Consider the following 14,450-nt stretch of genomic DNA (forward strand, 5'->3'; position numbering starts at 1 on the left):
GCCGGCGGGGCGAGGCCGTGGGGCGGCCCGATGCGCGGGCAGGTCGTCCGCGGGCTCTCCGCGGAGCTGCGACGGCTGCGCGGAGACCCCCTGCCCTGGGTGTTCCTCCCCGTCGCGCTGCTCTCGGGGCTGTCGATCGCGGCGTCGCTGCCGAGCGATGTGCGATCGGCGCCGCCCGCCGTCGTCGATGCACTAGGAGCCACCATGAGCGCATCTCTCGTCGGCGGGCTGGTGATCCTCGCGGCGGTGCTGGGAGCGCTGGGCCCGGCGCTCGCCGACCGATCGGGCGTGCTGGCGCGCGATCATCTCTTCACCTCCGGCGTGGTGGTCCTCGGATCGCGCGCGGTCTCCGCCGTGGCCTCGACGCTCCTCTTCGGGGTGTTCGGGATCGCGGTGATCCAGGCGGCGTTCCTCCTCGTCACCGGTCGCGCGCTGTTGAGCGTTCCGGAGGCTGCCGCCGCTGTCGGCATCCTCGCGGCGGCGGGGCTGTGGGGGTATCTCGTCGGCGTGCTGGTGCGCAGCCCGGTCCTCGTGCTGTTCGTCGTGCCCGCGACGCTGTCGCCGGCTCTCCTGCTGTCGGATGCCGCGCCGGACGTCGCGAGGATCCTTCCGCTCAGCGCGCTGCTGTCGGCCGCGGGCCTCGCCGACGACGGGCTCGCCGCTCCCGTCGCGTCGCTCGTGGCGACGGGGTGGGCGGTCGCGCTCGCCGTGGTCGTGGTCCTGGTGCTGCGTCGCCGCGACCGTCTCTGAAGGGCGTGGTCACGACGTAGGATTCCCTGGTGGCAACCCCCAAGATCGTCCTGTTCTACGTCTTCACCCCGCTCGCCGACCCCGAGGCCATCCGGCTCTGGCAGCGTGACCTCGGCGAGGCGCTCGGCCTCCGCGGGCGGCTCGTGATCTCGAAGGACGGCGTCAACGGCACGCTCGGCGGCGATCTCGTCGCGCTCAAGAAGTGGGCGCGCTCGTTCCGCTCGTACGCGCCGTTCAAAGGCGCCGACATCAAGTGGAGCGAGGGGACGGGTGTGGATGCCGACGGCCGCAGCATCGACTTCCCCAAGCTCAGCGTGAAGGTGAGGGAGGAGATCGTGTCCTTCGGTGCGCCGGGGGAGCTCAGGGTCGACGAGCACGGCGTCATCGGAGGCGGCACCCGGCTCTCGCCGGAGGCCCTGCACGCGCTGATGGACGAACGAGGAGACGAGGTCGTCTTCTTCGACGGGCGCAACGCGCTCGAAGCGCAGATCGGACGCTTCCGCGACGCGATCGTCCCCGATACGGAGACCACGCGGGACTTCGTGCAGCTCCTCGATTCCGGAGCCTACGACGACCTCAAGGGCAAGCCGGTCGTCACCTACTGCACGGGCGGCATCCGGTGCGAAGTGCTGTCGAGCCTGATGGCGTCGCGGGGCTTCGGCGAGGTGTATCAGCTCGAGGGCGGCATCGTCCGCTATGGCGAGCAGTACGGAGACGACGGCCTCTGGGAGGGCTCGCTCTACGTGTTCGACAAGCGCGGCTCGGTCGACTTCTCCGACCACGCAGCCGTGATCGGAGAGTGCGCGGGGTGCGGAACGGCGACGAACCGCACGGCCAACTGCCCCGACCTCTCGTGCCGGGTCCAGCTGGTCGTGTGCGACGCATGCGCGGCGGTGCCGTGCCCGGTCCACGTGCACGCCTGAGCACTCCCGTCAGACGAGCAGCGGGGCCTGCGAGCCGCGCCCGGCGAACAGCGAACGCGGAAGCAGCAGCGCCCTGAGCCGCGACGGCCGATCGACGCTGCGACGCAGCTGTGCGAGAACCTCGCCCAGAGCGGGGGACAGATCCGCCGGGTCGGCAGAGCGCGCATAGGTCGCGCGCTCGACGGCATCCGTCAGCACCCGCATCGCCTCCGGATCCACGCCGTGCTCGGACACGAGGGCCGCGCCGCGCGAGCGGGGCGAATCGGCATCCGACAGCGCGATGCGCAGGTCGATCAGCGTGGCGCGCAGCTCGGCCCACGCGGACGCCGCATCTCCCCGTCGTGCTCGGCGACGTCGCGCCGTGCCGATGCCGAGGCGGATCAGCGCCGGCAGCAGGAGCACGAGCAGCGCTCCGAACGCGGTGAGCACGACCGGCATCGGGTCGAGCTGACGCAGGGCGCTGGCGCCGCCGGTGTTTCCGCCCGCATCTGTCCGATCGATCTCGGGGCCGCTCGTGGCCTCCGAGGTCGGGGCCGTCGTGGGCGCGGGGGTGGCCGCGCCCCCAGGGCCGGAGCCCGTCGTCGTCGCCGATGCGAACGCCGTGGGCACGCCGAGAGAGGCCGTCGGCTCGAACGGCACCCAGCCGATGCCGGGGAAGAGGACCTCCGGCCAGGAGTGCAGCTGATCGCTGGAGACAGAGTAGATGGTCTCTTCGCCGCGCTTCTCGTCGGTGCGCGTGCCCGGCAGGTATCCGACGACGATGCGGACGTCCATCCCCAGGCTCTGCGCCATCAGGGCGAAGGCGCCGGCGAAATGCACGCAGTATCCGGATCGTACGTCGAGGAACTGCGCGACGGCGTCCGCGCCGGTGCCGTCGAAGCCCTCATCGACCGGCGTCTCCAGAGAGTAGGAGAACTCGGTGCGGAACCAGGTCTGCAGTGCGATCAGACGGTCGTAGTCGCTCGTGGCGTCCGCCGTGACCTCGCGCGCCGTGTTCGGGATGACGTCGGGGAGCTCCAGCGGCTCGTCGTCGGGGTCGACCACCGCCGCGGCCGCGGGCACGGCTCTGATCTGCTCCAGCGACGGATTCACCCTGAGCGACGCGACCGTGTAGTCGTTTCCGACGGCATCCGCGGTCTTCGAGACGATCGTGCGGTTCTCCGGCATCAGCTTCCAGGCGCCGCTCAGACCCTGGACGCTCGTCGCGGGGTAGGGAACGGGCAGCCACGAGCTCGACATGCGCAGCACGCGGATCGAGGTCGTGACATCCTTCGCGGCGACGTCCTCCGTCCACTCCGCGGCCCCGAAGCCGTCGCTCAGCGACTGGGTGTCACCGCGATCCGGATGCCAGACCCTGCCGTCGAAGCGGGACAGGGTGGTCAGTCGGAGGTACGGAGCGGTGTTCTCCGCCGTCGCGAGCGTGAGCACCTCGACCGGGTCGGGCTGACGCAGGTCGTTCCCCAGGCGCAGCGACGCGTCGACGCTGACGCCGACGCCCGTGCCGGCGAGGGATGCCGAGACGGGAATGATGGGCGCGATGACGAGCGCCGCGGCGACGGCGGCGGCTCCGGCGCCCACCGCGATGCCCGTGGACACGCGGCGGGGGGACTCGGAGTTGCGTTTCGCGGACTGCCGGAACAGCAGCAGGATCATGACTCCGAGCATCACGAACCACACGACGTTCGCGTCTCCGAGCGTGACGATCATCGGCGTCGCGCCGACGACGGCGACGAGAACACTGGCCAGGACGGCGCTCCGCTGGGCGACGAGCTGGTCGAGGAGGAGCGCGACGAGAGCGAAGCCGGCGCCCATGATCACGCGGAGACCCGGCGTGCTGTCGAGCGGAGCGGTGCCGAACACGACCTGCTCCCAGGCCGTCGCGGCGAGGGAGCTGAACACGGTGAAGGTCGATGAGGTGGGCACGACTCCGAAGATCGCGGTGTCTCCGGCGACGAGAATCGTGAGGACGCCGAGCGCCGCGACCGCCTGCGCGATCATGGCCGCGGTCTCCCGGATCCAGCGCTTCCGGCGGAGCAGCAGGGTGCGCACGGCGACCCCGACCGCCGCGATGATGAGGACCACCGTGACGACGGTGAAGGACCAGGCGCCCGGCTTGATCACGGAGGTGTAGGGCCACACCGCGACGAAGGCCGCCGCGGCGGCGAGGGCGCCCTGGGCGATGCGGCTCTCGCTCAGCTCGTGGTCGCGATGCCACGACAGACGAGGAGCACGGGGCTCAGCGCGAGACATCGCCGACCCCCATCCGCTCCGGGAGCGCGTCCTCCCACGCTTCGGCGAGGTCGGGGCCGAGAACGGCCACACGCCAGCCGTGGTGGACGGCGGTCTGCTCCACGCCCTCGTCGAGCTCGGCGGCGAAGAGCATGGGCGCCGCGGCGCCGGCAGGGCGCAGCCGTTCGGCCGTCTCCTCGTCGAGGCGCCCGGTGATGTAGACGAGCGGGCCGGGCGGGGTGCCTCCCATGACCGTCGCGAGGTCGCGCGGCTCGCCCCGTGGAGTGACCATCGCGAGAGCGACCAGCAGACCCTCCCTGTCCTCCTCGTGTCCGCGGAGGGTGCCGAGCAGGATTCCCGCGCTGTCGACCACGTCGACCCCGTAGCCCTCCTGCACGAGATGCACCGCGGCGGAGGCGCACAGCGAGACGGCGGCCTCGAAGGCCGGATCGGCGTCCTCACCGGGCGCGGCCCAGCGCGCCGAACTGCGATCGAGCACGACGAGGGCGTCGGGGCTCGACTCCTCCTCTTCCTGTCTGACCATCAGCTGCCCGCGGTGCGCGGTCGCACGCCAGTGGATGCGCCGCATGGAGTCGCCGGCGATGTACCGGCGCGGCGAGAGGTTGTCGCTGCCCTGCCCGAGCCTGCTCGAGGAGGTGTGGGCGGTGCCGCCCGCCGCTCCCACCTTGACGGCGAGCGGGGCGAGCGTGATGATCTCCGGCACGACGGTCACGGTGCGGGTCTCGCCGAAGGCCTGCTCGCGCTGAGCGATGCCGAAGGGGTCGACGGTGCGCAGCACCAGCGGTCCGATCGCCCAGACGCCGCGGCGCACGCCGGTGATGAGATAGCTCAGCTGCCCGCTCTCGGGCGGGTACTCCCCGGCCGAGTCGCCCGACACCGCATCGGGGAGGACGTCGCGCCACAGGCCGTGCGGGATGCGGATCGCGCGCAGATCGAACCGCAGCGTCACCCGCGAGGTCTCGGCCACCGTCAGGAGATCGGTGGAGATCTGCCGGGCGACCGCGCCGTTGCGCCGCGGCATGTGCACCGCCAGCAGCGAGAACACGGTGAGGGCGAGGAGGAGGATGCCGACGTAGATGAGGATCGGCGCCCCCACGAGGTTCGCCGCGAGCAGGCAGCCGAGACCCGCGATGAGCGCACCTGCGCCCCTGGCGGTGAGGGCTCGACGTCGTCTCATGCTGTCCGCCGCTCAGGCGCGGGACGCCACCGGCACGCGCACGCGCTCCACGATCTGACGCAGGGCCGCCTCCACCGGCTGGGCGCCGGCGCGGTGGGCTCCGCGCGCGGGGAGAAGACGGTGGGCGAGCACCGGGATCAGCAGGGCCGTCACATCATCGGGGATCACGAAGTCGCGGCCGTCGAGCGCCGCCCACACCTTCGCGGACCTGATGAGCTGCAGGGTCGCTCGCGGGCTCGCACCCAGGTGGAGGTTCGGGTCGTTCCTCGTCGCCTGAGCGAGGGCGACCGTGTACTCCTCGATGGCGGGGGCGACGTGCACCGACCGCGCCCAGGCGATCAGGCCGGAGATGGATGCCGCATCGGCGACGGCCGTGACTCCCGCGAGCGGGCTCACCGTGTCGCGCTGTCGGATCATGAGCGCCTCTGCCGCGGCATCCGGGTAGCCCATCGAGATGCGCATCATGAAGCGGTCGCGCTGCGCCTCGGGCAGAGCGTAGGTGCCCTCCATCTCCAGCGGATTCTGGGTCGCGACGACGAGGAAGGGCTGCGGCAGGGGATGCGTGGAGCCGTCGACCGTGACCTGGCCCTCCTCCATCGCCTCCAGCAGCGCCGACTGGGTCTTCGGGGACGAGCGGTTGATCTCGTCGGCGATCACGATGTGCGCGAACACGGCGCCCTGCTTGAACTCGAACTCGCGATCCACCGGGTTGTAGACGCTCACGCCGGTGACGTCTCCCGGCAGGAGGTCGGGGGTGAACTGGATGCGGCGGACGGTCGCGTCCACGCTCGCGGCGAGGGCCCGCGCCAGCATCGTCTTGCCGACGCCGGGGACGTCCTCGATGAGCAGGTGCCCCTCGGCGAGCAGACAGACGAGGGCGCTGCGCACGGCATCCGGCTTGCCGTCGATGACCTGACCCACCGAGCCGAGGATCGCGGCTGTCTGCTCCGCGAACTGCTCGGCGGTGATCGAGGTCGTACTCAGGGGGGAGTTCTCCAGCATGCGTTCCCTCTCGCGTGAGCGCAGCGTTGCGCGCGTGATCCGATCGTAACCTCTCTGCAGGTCCCTGAACCTGTTCATCGGCCCTGCTCTCGTCGGCTAGACTTGACGACGGCTCTCCGCGCGGCGGCATCCAGGCCAATTCCCCCAGGGCGGAAACGCAGCAAGGGTAACCGGGCTCTGCTGGGTGCGCGGAGGGTCTTTTCTTTTGCCCGGCGACTCCTCAGGACGTCCTGCGAGAATCGACGGGTGAGCACCGTGGAGCAGCAGCAGCCGAGAACGCTGAGTCGATTCGCCTCTCCTGTGGCGCTGCTCGCCGTGATGTGGATCGTGCAGCTGGCCGACAGCATCCTCCCCGGCTCGTTCTCCGTCTTCGGCATCCGCTCCTGGGACCCGGCGGGACTCGGCGGCATCGTGCTCGCGCCGCTCCTGCACTCCGGGTGGCCGCACCTGATCGGCAACTCGGTGCCCTTCCTCGTCCTCGGCTGCATCGTCGCGATCGAGGGCCCCCGCAGATTCTGGGCGGTCACCGCGTTCGCGACGGTCATCGGCGGGCTCGGCACCTGGCTCGTGAACGCCCCCGGCACCCTCACGGTCGGCGCCTCCGGTCTCGTCTTCGGCTACTTCGGCTACCTCGTCGCCAGGGTGTTCGCGCCGGGCCGCGTCTCGCACCGCATCCTCTACGCCGTGGTCGCGCTCGTCGTCATCGGGATCTACGGCGGCACCATGCTCACGGGCATCTTCGGCGCGGGTGCCGGCGTCTCCTGGCAGGGCCACCTGTTCGGGGCCGTCGGCGGTGCGCTCGCCGCGTTCGCCGGACGGCGTCCGGATCGCCGCACATGACGAAGACGCGCACAGGGCGCAGGCCGACGGCCCGCCGCTCCTCCACCCGCGCTCGATCGCGTCGCCGCAGGCCGTCGCCGCGTCGCCGCGCCCAGCTCCGGTCGCAGCGCAGGCGGATGCTGCGCCGCATCTCGCTGTGGAGCGCGGCGATCGTCGTCGTGGTCGGCGCGGCCGTGCTGATCCCGCTCGGACTCGCCCACGAGCCCGCCGTCTACTGCGCGACGGAGCCCGCCGGCTTCCCCGATGCGGGGATCGCCGGCTGGGAGGGGGAGCAGCTGGACAACGCCGCGACCATCATGCTCACGGCATCCGCCCTCGGATTCGGACGCGACGGGCAGATCCTCGGGGTGATGACCGCGATGGGCGAGAGCAGCCTGCGCAACATCGACTACGGAGACTGGGAGACGTCGGGATTCCGCAACCCCGACGGGACCAGGACCACCAGCATCGGGCTCTTCCAGCAGCAGGACTGGTGGGGCAGCGCCGAGCAGCGGATGGACCCGGCGACGGCCGCCACGCTGTTCTACGGCAAGCTCTCGACGCTGGAGGGCTGGCAGCAGATGCCGGCGTCGCACGCGATCCACCGCGTGCAGGTCAACACGGATGCCGACTACTACACGCGGTACCAGGAGGACGCGACCGCCGTGGTCGACGCCCTCACGAGCGGATGCACGGCGCCGGACGCGGGCGCCGCACAGGCGGCGCGTCTAGGCTGAGCCCGTGGCGCAGAGCATCTACATCACCTCGGCCGAAGGCCATACCGGCAAGTCGACGATCGCGCTCGGAGTGCTCGACGCGCTGATGCGCGTCAGCCCGCGTGTGGGCGTGTTCCGCCCGATCGCCCGCTCGGTGGCGGATCGCGACGAGATCCTCGAGCTGATGCTCGCGCACGACGGCGTCCATCTCGACTACGACCTCTGCGTCGGCGTCACCTACGACGACGTGCGCGACGATCCAGAGCGCGCGCTGTCGACCATCGTCTCCCGCTTCAAGGCGGTCGAGGCGCAGTGCGACGCCGTCGTGATCGTCGGCAGCGACTACACCGACGTCGCGAGCCCGGCCGAGCTCGGCTACAACGCGCGCATCGCGGCGAACCTCGCCGCTCCCGTGCTGCTCGTGCTCTCGGGTCGCGACGGTCAGCGCCAGGCGGAGCAGCTCGGCACCACGACGGCCCGCTCGGCCGCCGCCGTCGGGCAGATCGCCGCCCTCGCGCTCGCGGAGCTCGAGGCCGAGCGCGCCGAGCTGTTCGCGGTCATCGTGAACCGCGCCGACCCCGAAGCGCTGGACGACGTCGCCGACGCGGTCTCGGCCGTGCGTCCGGCGCGGAGCACTCCGGTGTGGGCGATCCCCGAGGACCGCACGCTCGTCGCGCCGTCGATCCGCGGCATCCTCTCCGCCGTCGACGGACGCCTCATCAAGGGCGACCCCGACCGTCTCGCCCGCGAGGCCCTCACCATCGTGGTCGCCGGCATGTCGATGGTGAACGTGCTGCCGCGCATCACGGAGGAATCGGTCGTGGTGATCCCGGCCGACCGCACCGAGGTGCTGCTCGCCACCCTCCTCGCCGACGCGTCCGGTACCTTCCCGCGCGTCTCGGGCATCATCCTCAACGGCCCGTTCCCGCTGCCGGAGCCGATCGTGCGGCTGCTCGACGGCTTCACGTCGACGGTGCCGATCATCGCGACCGATCTCGGCACCTACGACACCGCGGTGCGCGTGATGGGTGCACGAGGGCGCATCTCGCCCGACTCGAGGGCGCGCTACGACCGGGCGCTCAGCCTCTTCCAGACGCACGTCGACGTCGCCGAGCTCACCACCCAGGTGGGCCTGGCCGAGTCGCGCGTCGTCACGCCGCTGATGTTCGAGTACGGCCTCATCGAGCGCGCCCGCGCCGACCGGCGGCGCATCGTCCTGCCCGAGGGCGACGACGACCGCATCCTCCAGGCCGCGTCCACGCTGCTCGCCCGGGAGGTGGCGGATCTGACGATCCTGGGCGACGAGGCCACGGTGCGCGCGAGAGCGATCGAGCTCGGCGCCGACATCTCGGCGGCGCAGGTGCTCAGCCCCCACGACCCCGAGCTCGTCGAGCGCTTCGCCGCCGAGTACGCGCGGCTGCGCGCGCACAAGGGCATCACGCTCGCGCAGGCCGCCGACACGGTCACGGACGTGTCGTACTTCGGCACCATGATGGTGCACACCGGCCTCGCCGACGGCATGGTCTCCGGCGCCGCGCACACCACCGCGCACACGATCCGACCGTCGTTCGAGATCATCAAGACGAAGCCCGGCGTGAAGGTCGTCTCCAGCGTGTTCCTGATGGCGCTCGCCGACCGCGTGCTCGTGTACGGCGACTGCGCCGTCATCCCCGATCCGACGAGCGAGCAGCTCGCCGACATCGCGATCTCCTCCGCGGCCACCGCGCGGCAGTTCGGCATCGAGCCGCGGATCGCCATGCTGTCGTACTCGACGGGGGAGTCCGGTTCAGGAGCCGATGTCGACAAGGTCCGCGCGGCCACGGCCCTCGTGCACGAGCGGGCGCCGGAGCTTCTGGTCGAGGGGCCGATCCAGTACGACGCCGCGGCCGACGCCGCCGTCGCCAAGGCGAAGCTCCCCGACTCGGCCGTCGCAGGACGGGCCACCGTGTTCGTGTTCCCCGACCTGAACACCGGCAACAACACCTACAAGGCCGTGCAGCGATCGGCGGGAGCGGTCGCGATCGGCCCCGTGCTGCAGGGGCTGAACAAGCCGATCAACGACCTCTCCCGCGGGGCGCTGGTCGACGACATCGTGAACACCGTGGCGATCACGGCGATCCAGGCCCAGGGAGGGGCGGCATGAGCGCCATCCTCGTCATCAACAGCGGCTCCTCGTCGCTCAAGTACAGCCTGATCGACATCGAGAGCGAGCACGAGCTCGCGAGCGGCCTGATCGAGAGGATCGGCCAGGAGTCGAGCCCGGTTCGGCACACGGTCCGACCGGACACGACAGCGGATGCCGTCGTCACGATGCTCGACGCCGACTATCGCAGCGAGCAGCACATCGCCGACCACGATGCGGCGTTCGCGGTCATGCTCGAGCAGTTCGCCGCCCACGGGCCCTCCCTCGAGGAGCATCCGCCCGTGGCCGTCGGTCACCGCGTCGTGCACGGCGGGGCGCGCTTCTTCGCCCCCACGCTGATCGACGCCGACGTCGAGCGCCAGATCGAGGAGCTCGCGGTGCTGGCGCCGCTGCACAACCCGGCCAACCTCGCCGGCATCCTCGCGGCGGAGGCCGTGTTCCCCGATGTGCCGCACGTCGCTGTCTTCGACACCGCCTTCCACCAGACGCTCCCGCCCGCGGCGTACACGTACGCGATCGACGCGGAGCTCGCCCGCGAGCACAGGGTGCGGCGCTACGGCTTCCACGGCACCAGCCACCAGTACGTCAGCGAGGCCGCGGCGGCCTTCCTCGGGCGCGACCTCTCGACGCTCCGCCAGATCGTGTTCCACCTCGGCAACGGGGCCTCCGTCACGGCGATCGACGGCGGCCGATCCGTCGAGACGTCGATGGGGCTCACCCCGCTCGAGGGACTCGTGATGGGCACGCGGTCGGGAGACATCGACCCCGCGGCGCTGGTGCATCTCGCGCGCCGGGCCGGGTACACGATCGACGCCCTCGACGTTCTGCTCAACACCCGCAGCGGACTGGCGGGGCTCGCCGGGCGCAGCGACATGCGCGACATCCTCGCTGGTCGCGAGGCGGGGGAGGAGGCGGCGACGCTCGCCTTCGACGTCTACGTCCACCGGCTCCGCGCCTACGCGGGCGCTTACATCGCGCAGCTCGGAGGGGTCGACGTGATCTCGTTCACCGCGGGAGTCGGCGAGAACGCGGCGCCCGTGCGCGCCGAGGCGATGGCGACGCTCGGATTCGCCGGAGTCGAGATCGATCCCGCCCGCAACACCGCCCGTGAACGCGGAATCCGGCGCATCTCCACCGACGACTCCCCGGTGACGGTGCTCGTCGTGCCGACGAACGAGGAGCTGCAGATCGCGCGTCAGACCGCCGAGCTGCTCTGAGCATCCGCTCGCGCGACCCACGAGTCCGACACCGGCGTATTCGGGGGTTACCTCACCCGGCCCTCCGCACTACGCTGGCACAGTGGCACGGAGAGGTGCCGACCCCCTCGTCCTTCTCCTGGAGGCTCCTGTGCCCGAAGCCCTTCCCGATCTGCTCGCCGCCGACGGCGTGCTCTTCGACCTCGACGGCGTGCTCACGCCGACCGCCGAGGTGCACATGCGCGCATGGAAGGTCGTGTTCGACGATGTCTTCGCGAAATGGAGCATCGAGCCCCCCTACACGGATGCCGACTACTTCGACTACGTCGACGGCAAGAAGCGCTATGACGGGGTCGCCAGCCTGATGCGCAGCCGCAACGTCGAGATCCCGTGGGGTGCGGTCGACGACACCCCGGACGCCGACACGATCTGCGGCATCGGCAACCGCAAGAACGACGCCTTCGCCGCGTCGCTGCGCAGCGAGGGCATCGCGCCCTTCCCGGGCTCCCTCGCCCTGATCGAGCGGCTGAGCGCCTCAGGCATCCCGCTCGGCGTGGTGTCGAGCTCGAAGAACGCGGAGGAGGTGCTGGCCGCGGCCGGCATCCGCTCCTTCTTCCGCATCGTCGTCGACGGCGTCGTCGCCGAGAACGATGGGCTGGCCTCGAAGCCGGCGCCCGACATGTTCCGCGCCGGGGCCGTCGCCCTCGGCGTCGACCCTGCCCGCAGCGTGGCCGTCGAGGACGCGACGTCCGGCGCCGCGTCCGCCGCGGCCGCCGGCTTCGCGACCGTGGTCGGCGTCGACCGCGGGACCGGCGCCGACGCGCTGCGCGCCGCAGGAGCCACCGTCGTCGTCGACGACCTGTCCGCTTTCGCACCCGACTCCGAGGAGATTGCATGATCGACCGCGACCGCTTCCCCGTCGACCCCTGGCGCCTGATCGAGACGCGCTACACAGAAGACGGGGTGGGTGAGACGCTGTTCGGCGTCGGGAACGGCTACCTCGGACTCCGCGGCAACCACATCGAGGGACGCGGCGCGCACGAGCACGGCACGTTCATCAACGGCCTGCACGAGACCTGGCCGATCCGTCACGCAGAGCAGGCGTACGGCTTCGCCGAGGTGGGGCAGACGATCGTCAACGCTCCGGATGCCAAGGTCATGCGCGTCTACGTCGACGACGAGCCCATCTCCTTCGACGACGCCGACGTGCGCGAGTACCGCCGCACGCTCGACATGCGCACCGGTGTGCTGGAGCGGGTCGTCGTCTGGGAGACCCCGTCGGGCAAGCGGGTGCGCATGCGCGACGAGCGCATCGTCAGCTTCGAGGAGCGCCACCTCGCGATCCTCCGGCTCGAGGTCGTCGTGGAGAACTCCGACGCCCCCGTGACGATCAGCTGCCAGCTGCTGAACCGACAGGACGGCGCCGGCGTCTACGCCGGAACCCCTGTGGAGGCGCAGGGCGCCGGCTTCGACCCCCGCAAGGCCGAGAAGATCGCCGAGCGGGTGCTGCAGCCCGCCGAGCACTGGCAGGACGGCCTGCGCTCCGCACTGTCCTACCGCGTCGCGGCGTCGGGCATGACGGTGGCCGTCGTCGCCGACCACATCGTCGAGACGGAGAACGAGTACAGCGCTCGCACGCTGATCGAGTCCGACATCGCCAAGAACGTGTTCCGCGTGCAGGCGAAGGCGGGCGTGCCGATCACGGTCACCAAGCTCGTCAGCTATCACACGTCCCGTGGAGTGCCCCCGCGTGAGCTGGTCGACCGCTGCCGACGGTCGCTCGATCGCGTCGTCGTCGAGGGCGTGGCCGCGCAGTTCCAGCGTCAGGCCGAATGGCTCGCCGCCTTCTGGGAGCGCAGCGACGTGCAGATCGGCGGTCACGACGATCTGCAGCAGGCGACCCGCTGGTGCCTCCTTCAGCTCGCCCAGGCATCCGCGCGCGCCGACGGCACGGGCGTCGCAGCCAAGGGCGTCTCCGGGTCCGGCTACAGCGGCCACTACTTCTGGGACACCGAGATCTACGTGCTCCCCTTCCTCACCTACACGTCGCCGCAGTGGGCGCGCAACGCGCTGCGTGCCCGTGTTCTGATGCTGCCCGCCGCGCGCCGCCGCGCCGAGCAGCTGAACGAGGCCGGCGCCCTGTTCCCGTGGCGCACGATCAACGGCGAGGAGGCCTCGGCGTACTACGCTGCCGGCACCGCGCAGTACCACATCAACGCCGACGTGAGCTTCGCGCTCGGCAAGTACGTGCGCGCCACCGGAGACGAGGAGTTCCTGCGCCGCGAGGGCGCCGACATCGCGATCGAGACCGCCAGGCTCTGGGCGACGCTCGGCTTCTGGCGGGTGTCCGACGGCCGGGAGACCTTCCACATCCACGGCGTCACGGGGCCCGACGAGTACACGACCGTCGTGAACGACAACCTCTACACGAACGTCATGGCGCGCTACAACCTGCGCTACGCCGCGAAGGTGGTGCGAGAGATCGCCGCTGACTTCCCGGAGGACTACGCCCTCCTCGTGGAGCGCACCGGCCTCGGCACCGGCGAGGCCGACGAGTGGGAGCGCGCGGGGGAGGCGATGTTCATCCCGTACAGCGAGGGCCTCGGCATCCACCCGCAGGACTCGCTGTTCCTGGAGCGCGAGGTCTGGGACCTCGCGCACACTCCGGCGACCCAGCGTCCGCTGCTGCTGCACTTCCACCCCCTCGTGATCTACCGGTTCCAGGTGCTCAAGCAGGCCGATGTCGTGCTCGCGCTGTTCCTGCAGGGCAACCACTTCACGCCGGAGGAGAAGCGCGCCGACTTCGACTACTACGACCCGCTGACGACGGGCGACTCGACGCTGTCCGCCGTCGTGCAGTCGATCCTGGCGGCCGAGGTCGGCTACCAGGACCTCGCGCTGAAGTACTTCGAGCAGTCGATCTTCGTCGACCTGCACGACCTGCACCACAACGCGGCGGACGGTGTGCACGTGGCGTCGGCGGGCGGCGTGTGGACCGCGCTGGTGAGCGGCTTCGGCGGCATGCGCGACTACGCGGGCGAGCTCAGCTTCGACCCGCGGCTCCCGGCCGACTGGCCGTCGCTCGCGTACCCGCTGCAGTGGCAGGGCTCTGCGATCCAGGTCACGGTGACCAGGGACGCGCTGACGGTCGAGGTGCGCTCCGGCGAGCCCGTGCCGTTCACCGTGCGCGGCGCCGCCTTCGTCGCCACGACGGAGGATGCCGTCGTCGTGCCGCTGGCCGATCAGGGGCCCGTCATCGCCGGTCGCCCGACGCTGCGTCAGTTCGAGGGTGCGCGCCGCGAGGACGGCACGCGCCTGTCAGCGTCGGTTCCCGTCATCACGACGTCGATCCCGGTGATCGAGCCGATCGACTGAGCCGCGCACTCCGTATCCGTCGACGCCCCCTCTGCTCGTCGGCGCCGCACCTGATTGACGACGATCCGGTGGGGCGCCGGCGGTCAGGTGGGGCGTCGT

At 71.1% G+C, this 14,450-nt stretch carries 11 protein-coding genes and 1 other RNA gene; 9 read left to right on the forward strand and 3 right to left on the reverse strand.

All coding sequences use genetic code 11. The features are described 5' to 3' along the window. Window positions 1-30: 30 nt before the first annotated feature. A complete protein-coding gene (locus ACFVRO_RS08720; RefSeq protein WP_386951379.1) occupies window positions 31-750 on the forward strand; it encodes a hypothetical protein in 720 nt (239 codons plus the stop codon). Between the two features lie 29 nt (window positions 751-779). Further along, a complete protein-coding gene (locus tag ACFVRO_RS08725; RefSeq protein ID WP_386951382.1) occupies window positions 780-1,673 on the forward strand; it encodes a rhodanese-related sulfurtransferase in 894 nt (297 codons plus the stop codon). Between the two features lie 9 nt (window positions 1,674-1,682). Here the strand turns inward: ACFVRO_RS08725 and ACFVRO_RS08730 are convergent, their stop codons facing one another. From ACFVRO_RS08730 to ACFVRO_RS08740, 3 genes are read right to left on the reverse strand one after another with little or no spacing between them, the layout of a single operon-like run. Next, window positions 1,683-3,923 carry a transglutaminaseTgpA domain-containing protein gene (locus ACFVRO_RS08730; RefSeq protein ID WP_386951385.1) on the reverse strand — a complete coding sequence of 747 codons (2,241 nt, stop codon included), beginning with the start codon at window positions 3,921-3,923 and terminating at the stop codon, window positions 1,683-1,685. Then, window positions 3,910-5,100, reverse strand: a complete 1,191-nt coding sequence (locus ACFVRO_RS08735) for a DUF58 domain-containing protein (RefSeq protein ID WP_386951387.1) — start codon at window positions 5,098-5,100, stop codon at window positions 3,910-3,912. The genes ACFVRO_RS08730 and ACFVRO_RS08735 overlap by 14 nt, the downstream gene beginning before the upstream one ends. 12 nt (window positions 5,101-5,112) lie before the next feature. Next, complete coding sequence (locus ACFVRO_RS08740) at window positions 5,113-6,102, reverse strand: MoxR family ATPase (RefSeq protein ID WP_341941493.1); 990 nt, start codon at window positions 6,100-6,102, stop codon at window positions 5,113-5,115. A 107-nt stretch (window positions 6,103-6,209) separates the two neighbouring features. Here ACFVRO_RS08740 and ffs point away from each other — a divergent pair. From ffs to ACFVRO_RS08775, 7 genes are all read left to right on the forward strand, one after another. Beyond that, window positions 6,210-6,306, forward strand: an RNA gene (gene ffs, locus ACFVRO_RS08745) — signal recognition particle sRNA small type. A gap of 42 nt (window positions 6,307-6,348) precedes the next feature. Then, on the forward strand, window positions 6,349-6,942 hold the full coding sequence (locus ACFVRO_RS08750; protein WP_386951389.1) for a rhomboid family intramembrane serine protease: 594 nt from the start codon (window positions 6,349-6,351) through the stop codon (window positions 6,940-6,942). Next, window positions 6,939-7,658, forward strand: a complete 720-nt coding sequence (locus ACFVRO_RS08755) for a hypothetical protein (protein WP_386951392.1) — start codon at window positions 6,939-6,941, stop codon at window positions 7,656-7,658. Before ACFVRO_RS08750 ends, ACFVRO_RS08755 begins: the two co-directional genes overlap by 4 nt. Before the next feature lie 4 nt (window positions 7,659-7,662). Next, on the forward strand, window positions 7,663-9,780 hold the full coding sequence (gene pta / locus ACFVRO_RS08760; RefSeq protein WP_386951395.1) for a phosphate acetyltransferase: 2,118 nt from the start codon (window positions 7,663-7,665) through the stop codon (window positions 9,778-9,780). After that, window positions 9,777-10,997, forward strand: a complete 1,221-nt coding sequence (locus tag ACFVRO_RS08765; RefSeq protein ID WP_386951396.1) for an acetate/propionate family kinase — start codon at window positions 9,777-9,779, stop codon at window positions 10,995-10,997. Before pta ends, ACFVRO_RS08765 begins: the two co-directional genes overlap by 4 nt. An 82-nt stretch (window positions 10,998-11,079) precedes the next feature. Then, entirely contained in the window at window positions 11,080-11,874 is a 795-nt protein-coding gene (locus tag ACFVRO_RS08770) for a beta-phosphoglucomutase family hydrolase (RefSeq protein WP_386951397.1), read from the forward strand. Then, complete coding sequence (locus ACFVRO_RS08775; RefSeq protein ID WP_386951400.1) at window positions 11,871-14,351, forward strand: glycoside hydrolase family 65 protein; 2,481 nt, start codon at window positions 11,871-11,873, stop codon at window positions 14,349-14,351. Before ACFVRO_RS08770 ends, ACFVRO_RS08775 begins: the two co-directional genes overlap by 4 nt. Window positions 14,352-14,450 lie beyond the last annotated feature (99 nt).

Origin of the sequence: Microbacterium sp. NPDC057944 (assembly GCF_042887445.1) — a bacterium.
Classification (GTDB): domain Bacteria; phylum Actinomycetota; class Actinomycetes; order Actinomycetales; family Microbacteriaceae; genus Microbacterium; species Microbacterium natoriense.

Excerpts from the sequence above, each read along its gene's own strand:
- ACFVRO_RS08740 (WP_341941493.1), bottom strand. The coding sequence starts at position 6,102 with ATGCTGGAGAACTCCCCCCTGAGTACGACCTCGATCACCGCCGAGCAG.
- ACFVRO_RS08720 (WP_386951379.1), top strand. The coding sequence starts at position 31 with ATGCGCGGGCAGGTCGTCCGCGGGCTCTCCGCGGAGCTGCGACGGCTG.
- ACFVRO_RS08775 (WP_386951400.1), top strand. The coding sequence starts at position 11,871 with ATGATCGACCGCGACCGCTTCCCCGTCGACCCCTGGCGCCTGATCGAG.
- ACFVRO_RS08735 (WP_386951387.1), bottom strand. The coding sequence starts at position 5,100 with ATGAGACGACGTCGAGCCCTCACCGCCAGGGGCGCAGGTGCGCTCATC.
- ACFVRO_RS08765 (WP_386951396.1), top strand. The coding sequence starts at position 9,777 with ATGAGCGCCATCCTCGTCATCAACAGCGGCTCCTCGTCGCTCAAGTAC.
- ACFVRO_RS08730 (WP_386951385.1), bottom strand. The coding sequence starts at position 3,923 with ATGTCTCGCGCTGAGCCCCGTGCTCCTCGTCTGTCGTGGCATCGCGAC.
- ACFVRO_RS08755 (WP_386951392.1), top strand. The coding sequence starts at position 6,939 with ATGACGAAGACGCGCACAGGGCGCAGGCCGACGGCCCGCCGCTCCTCC.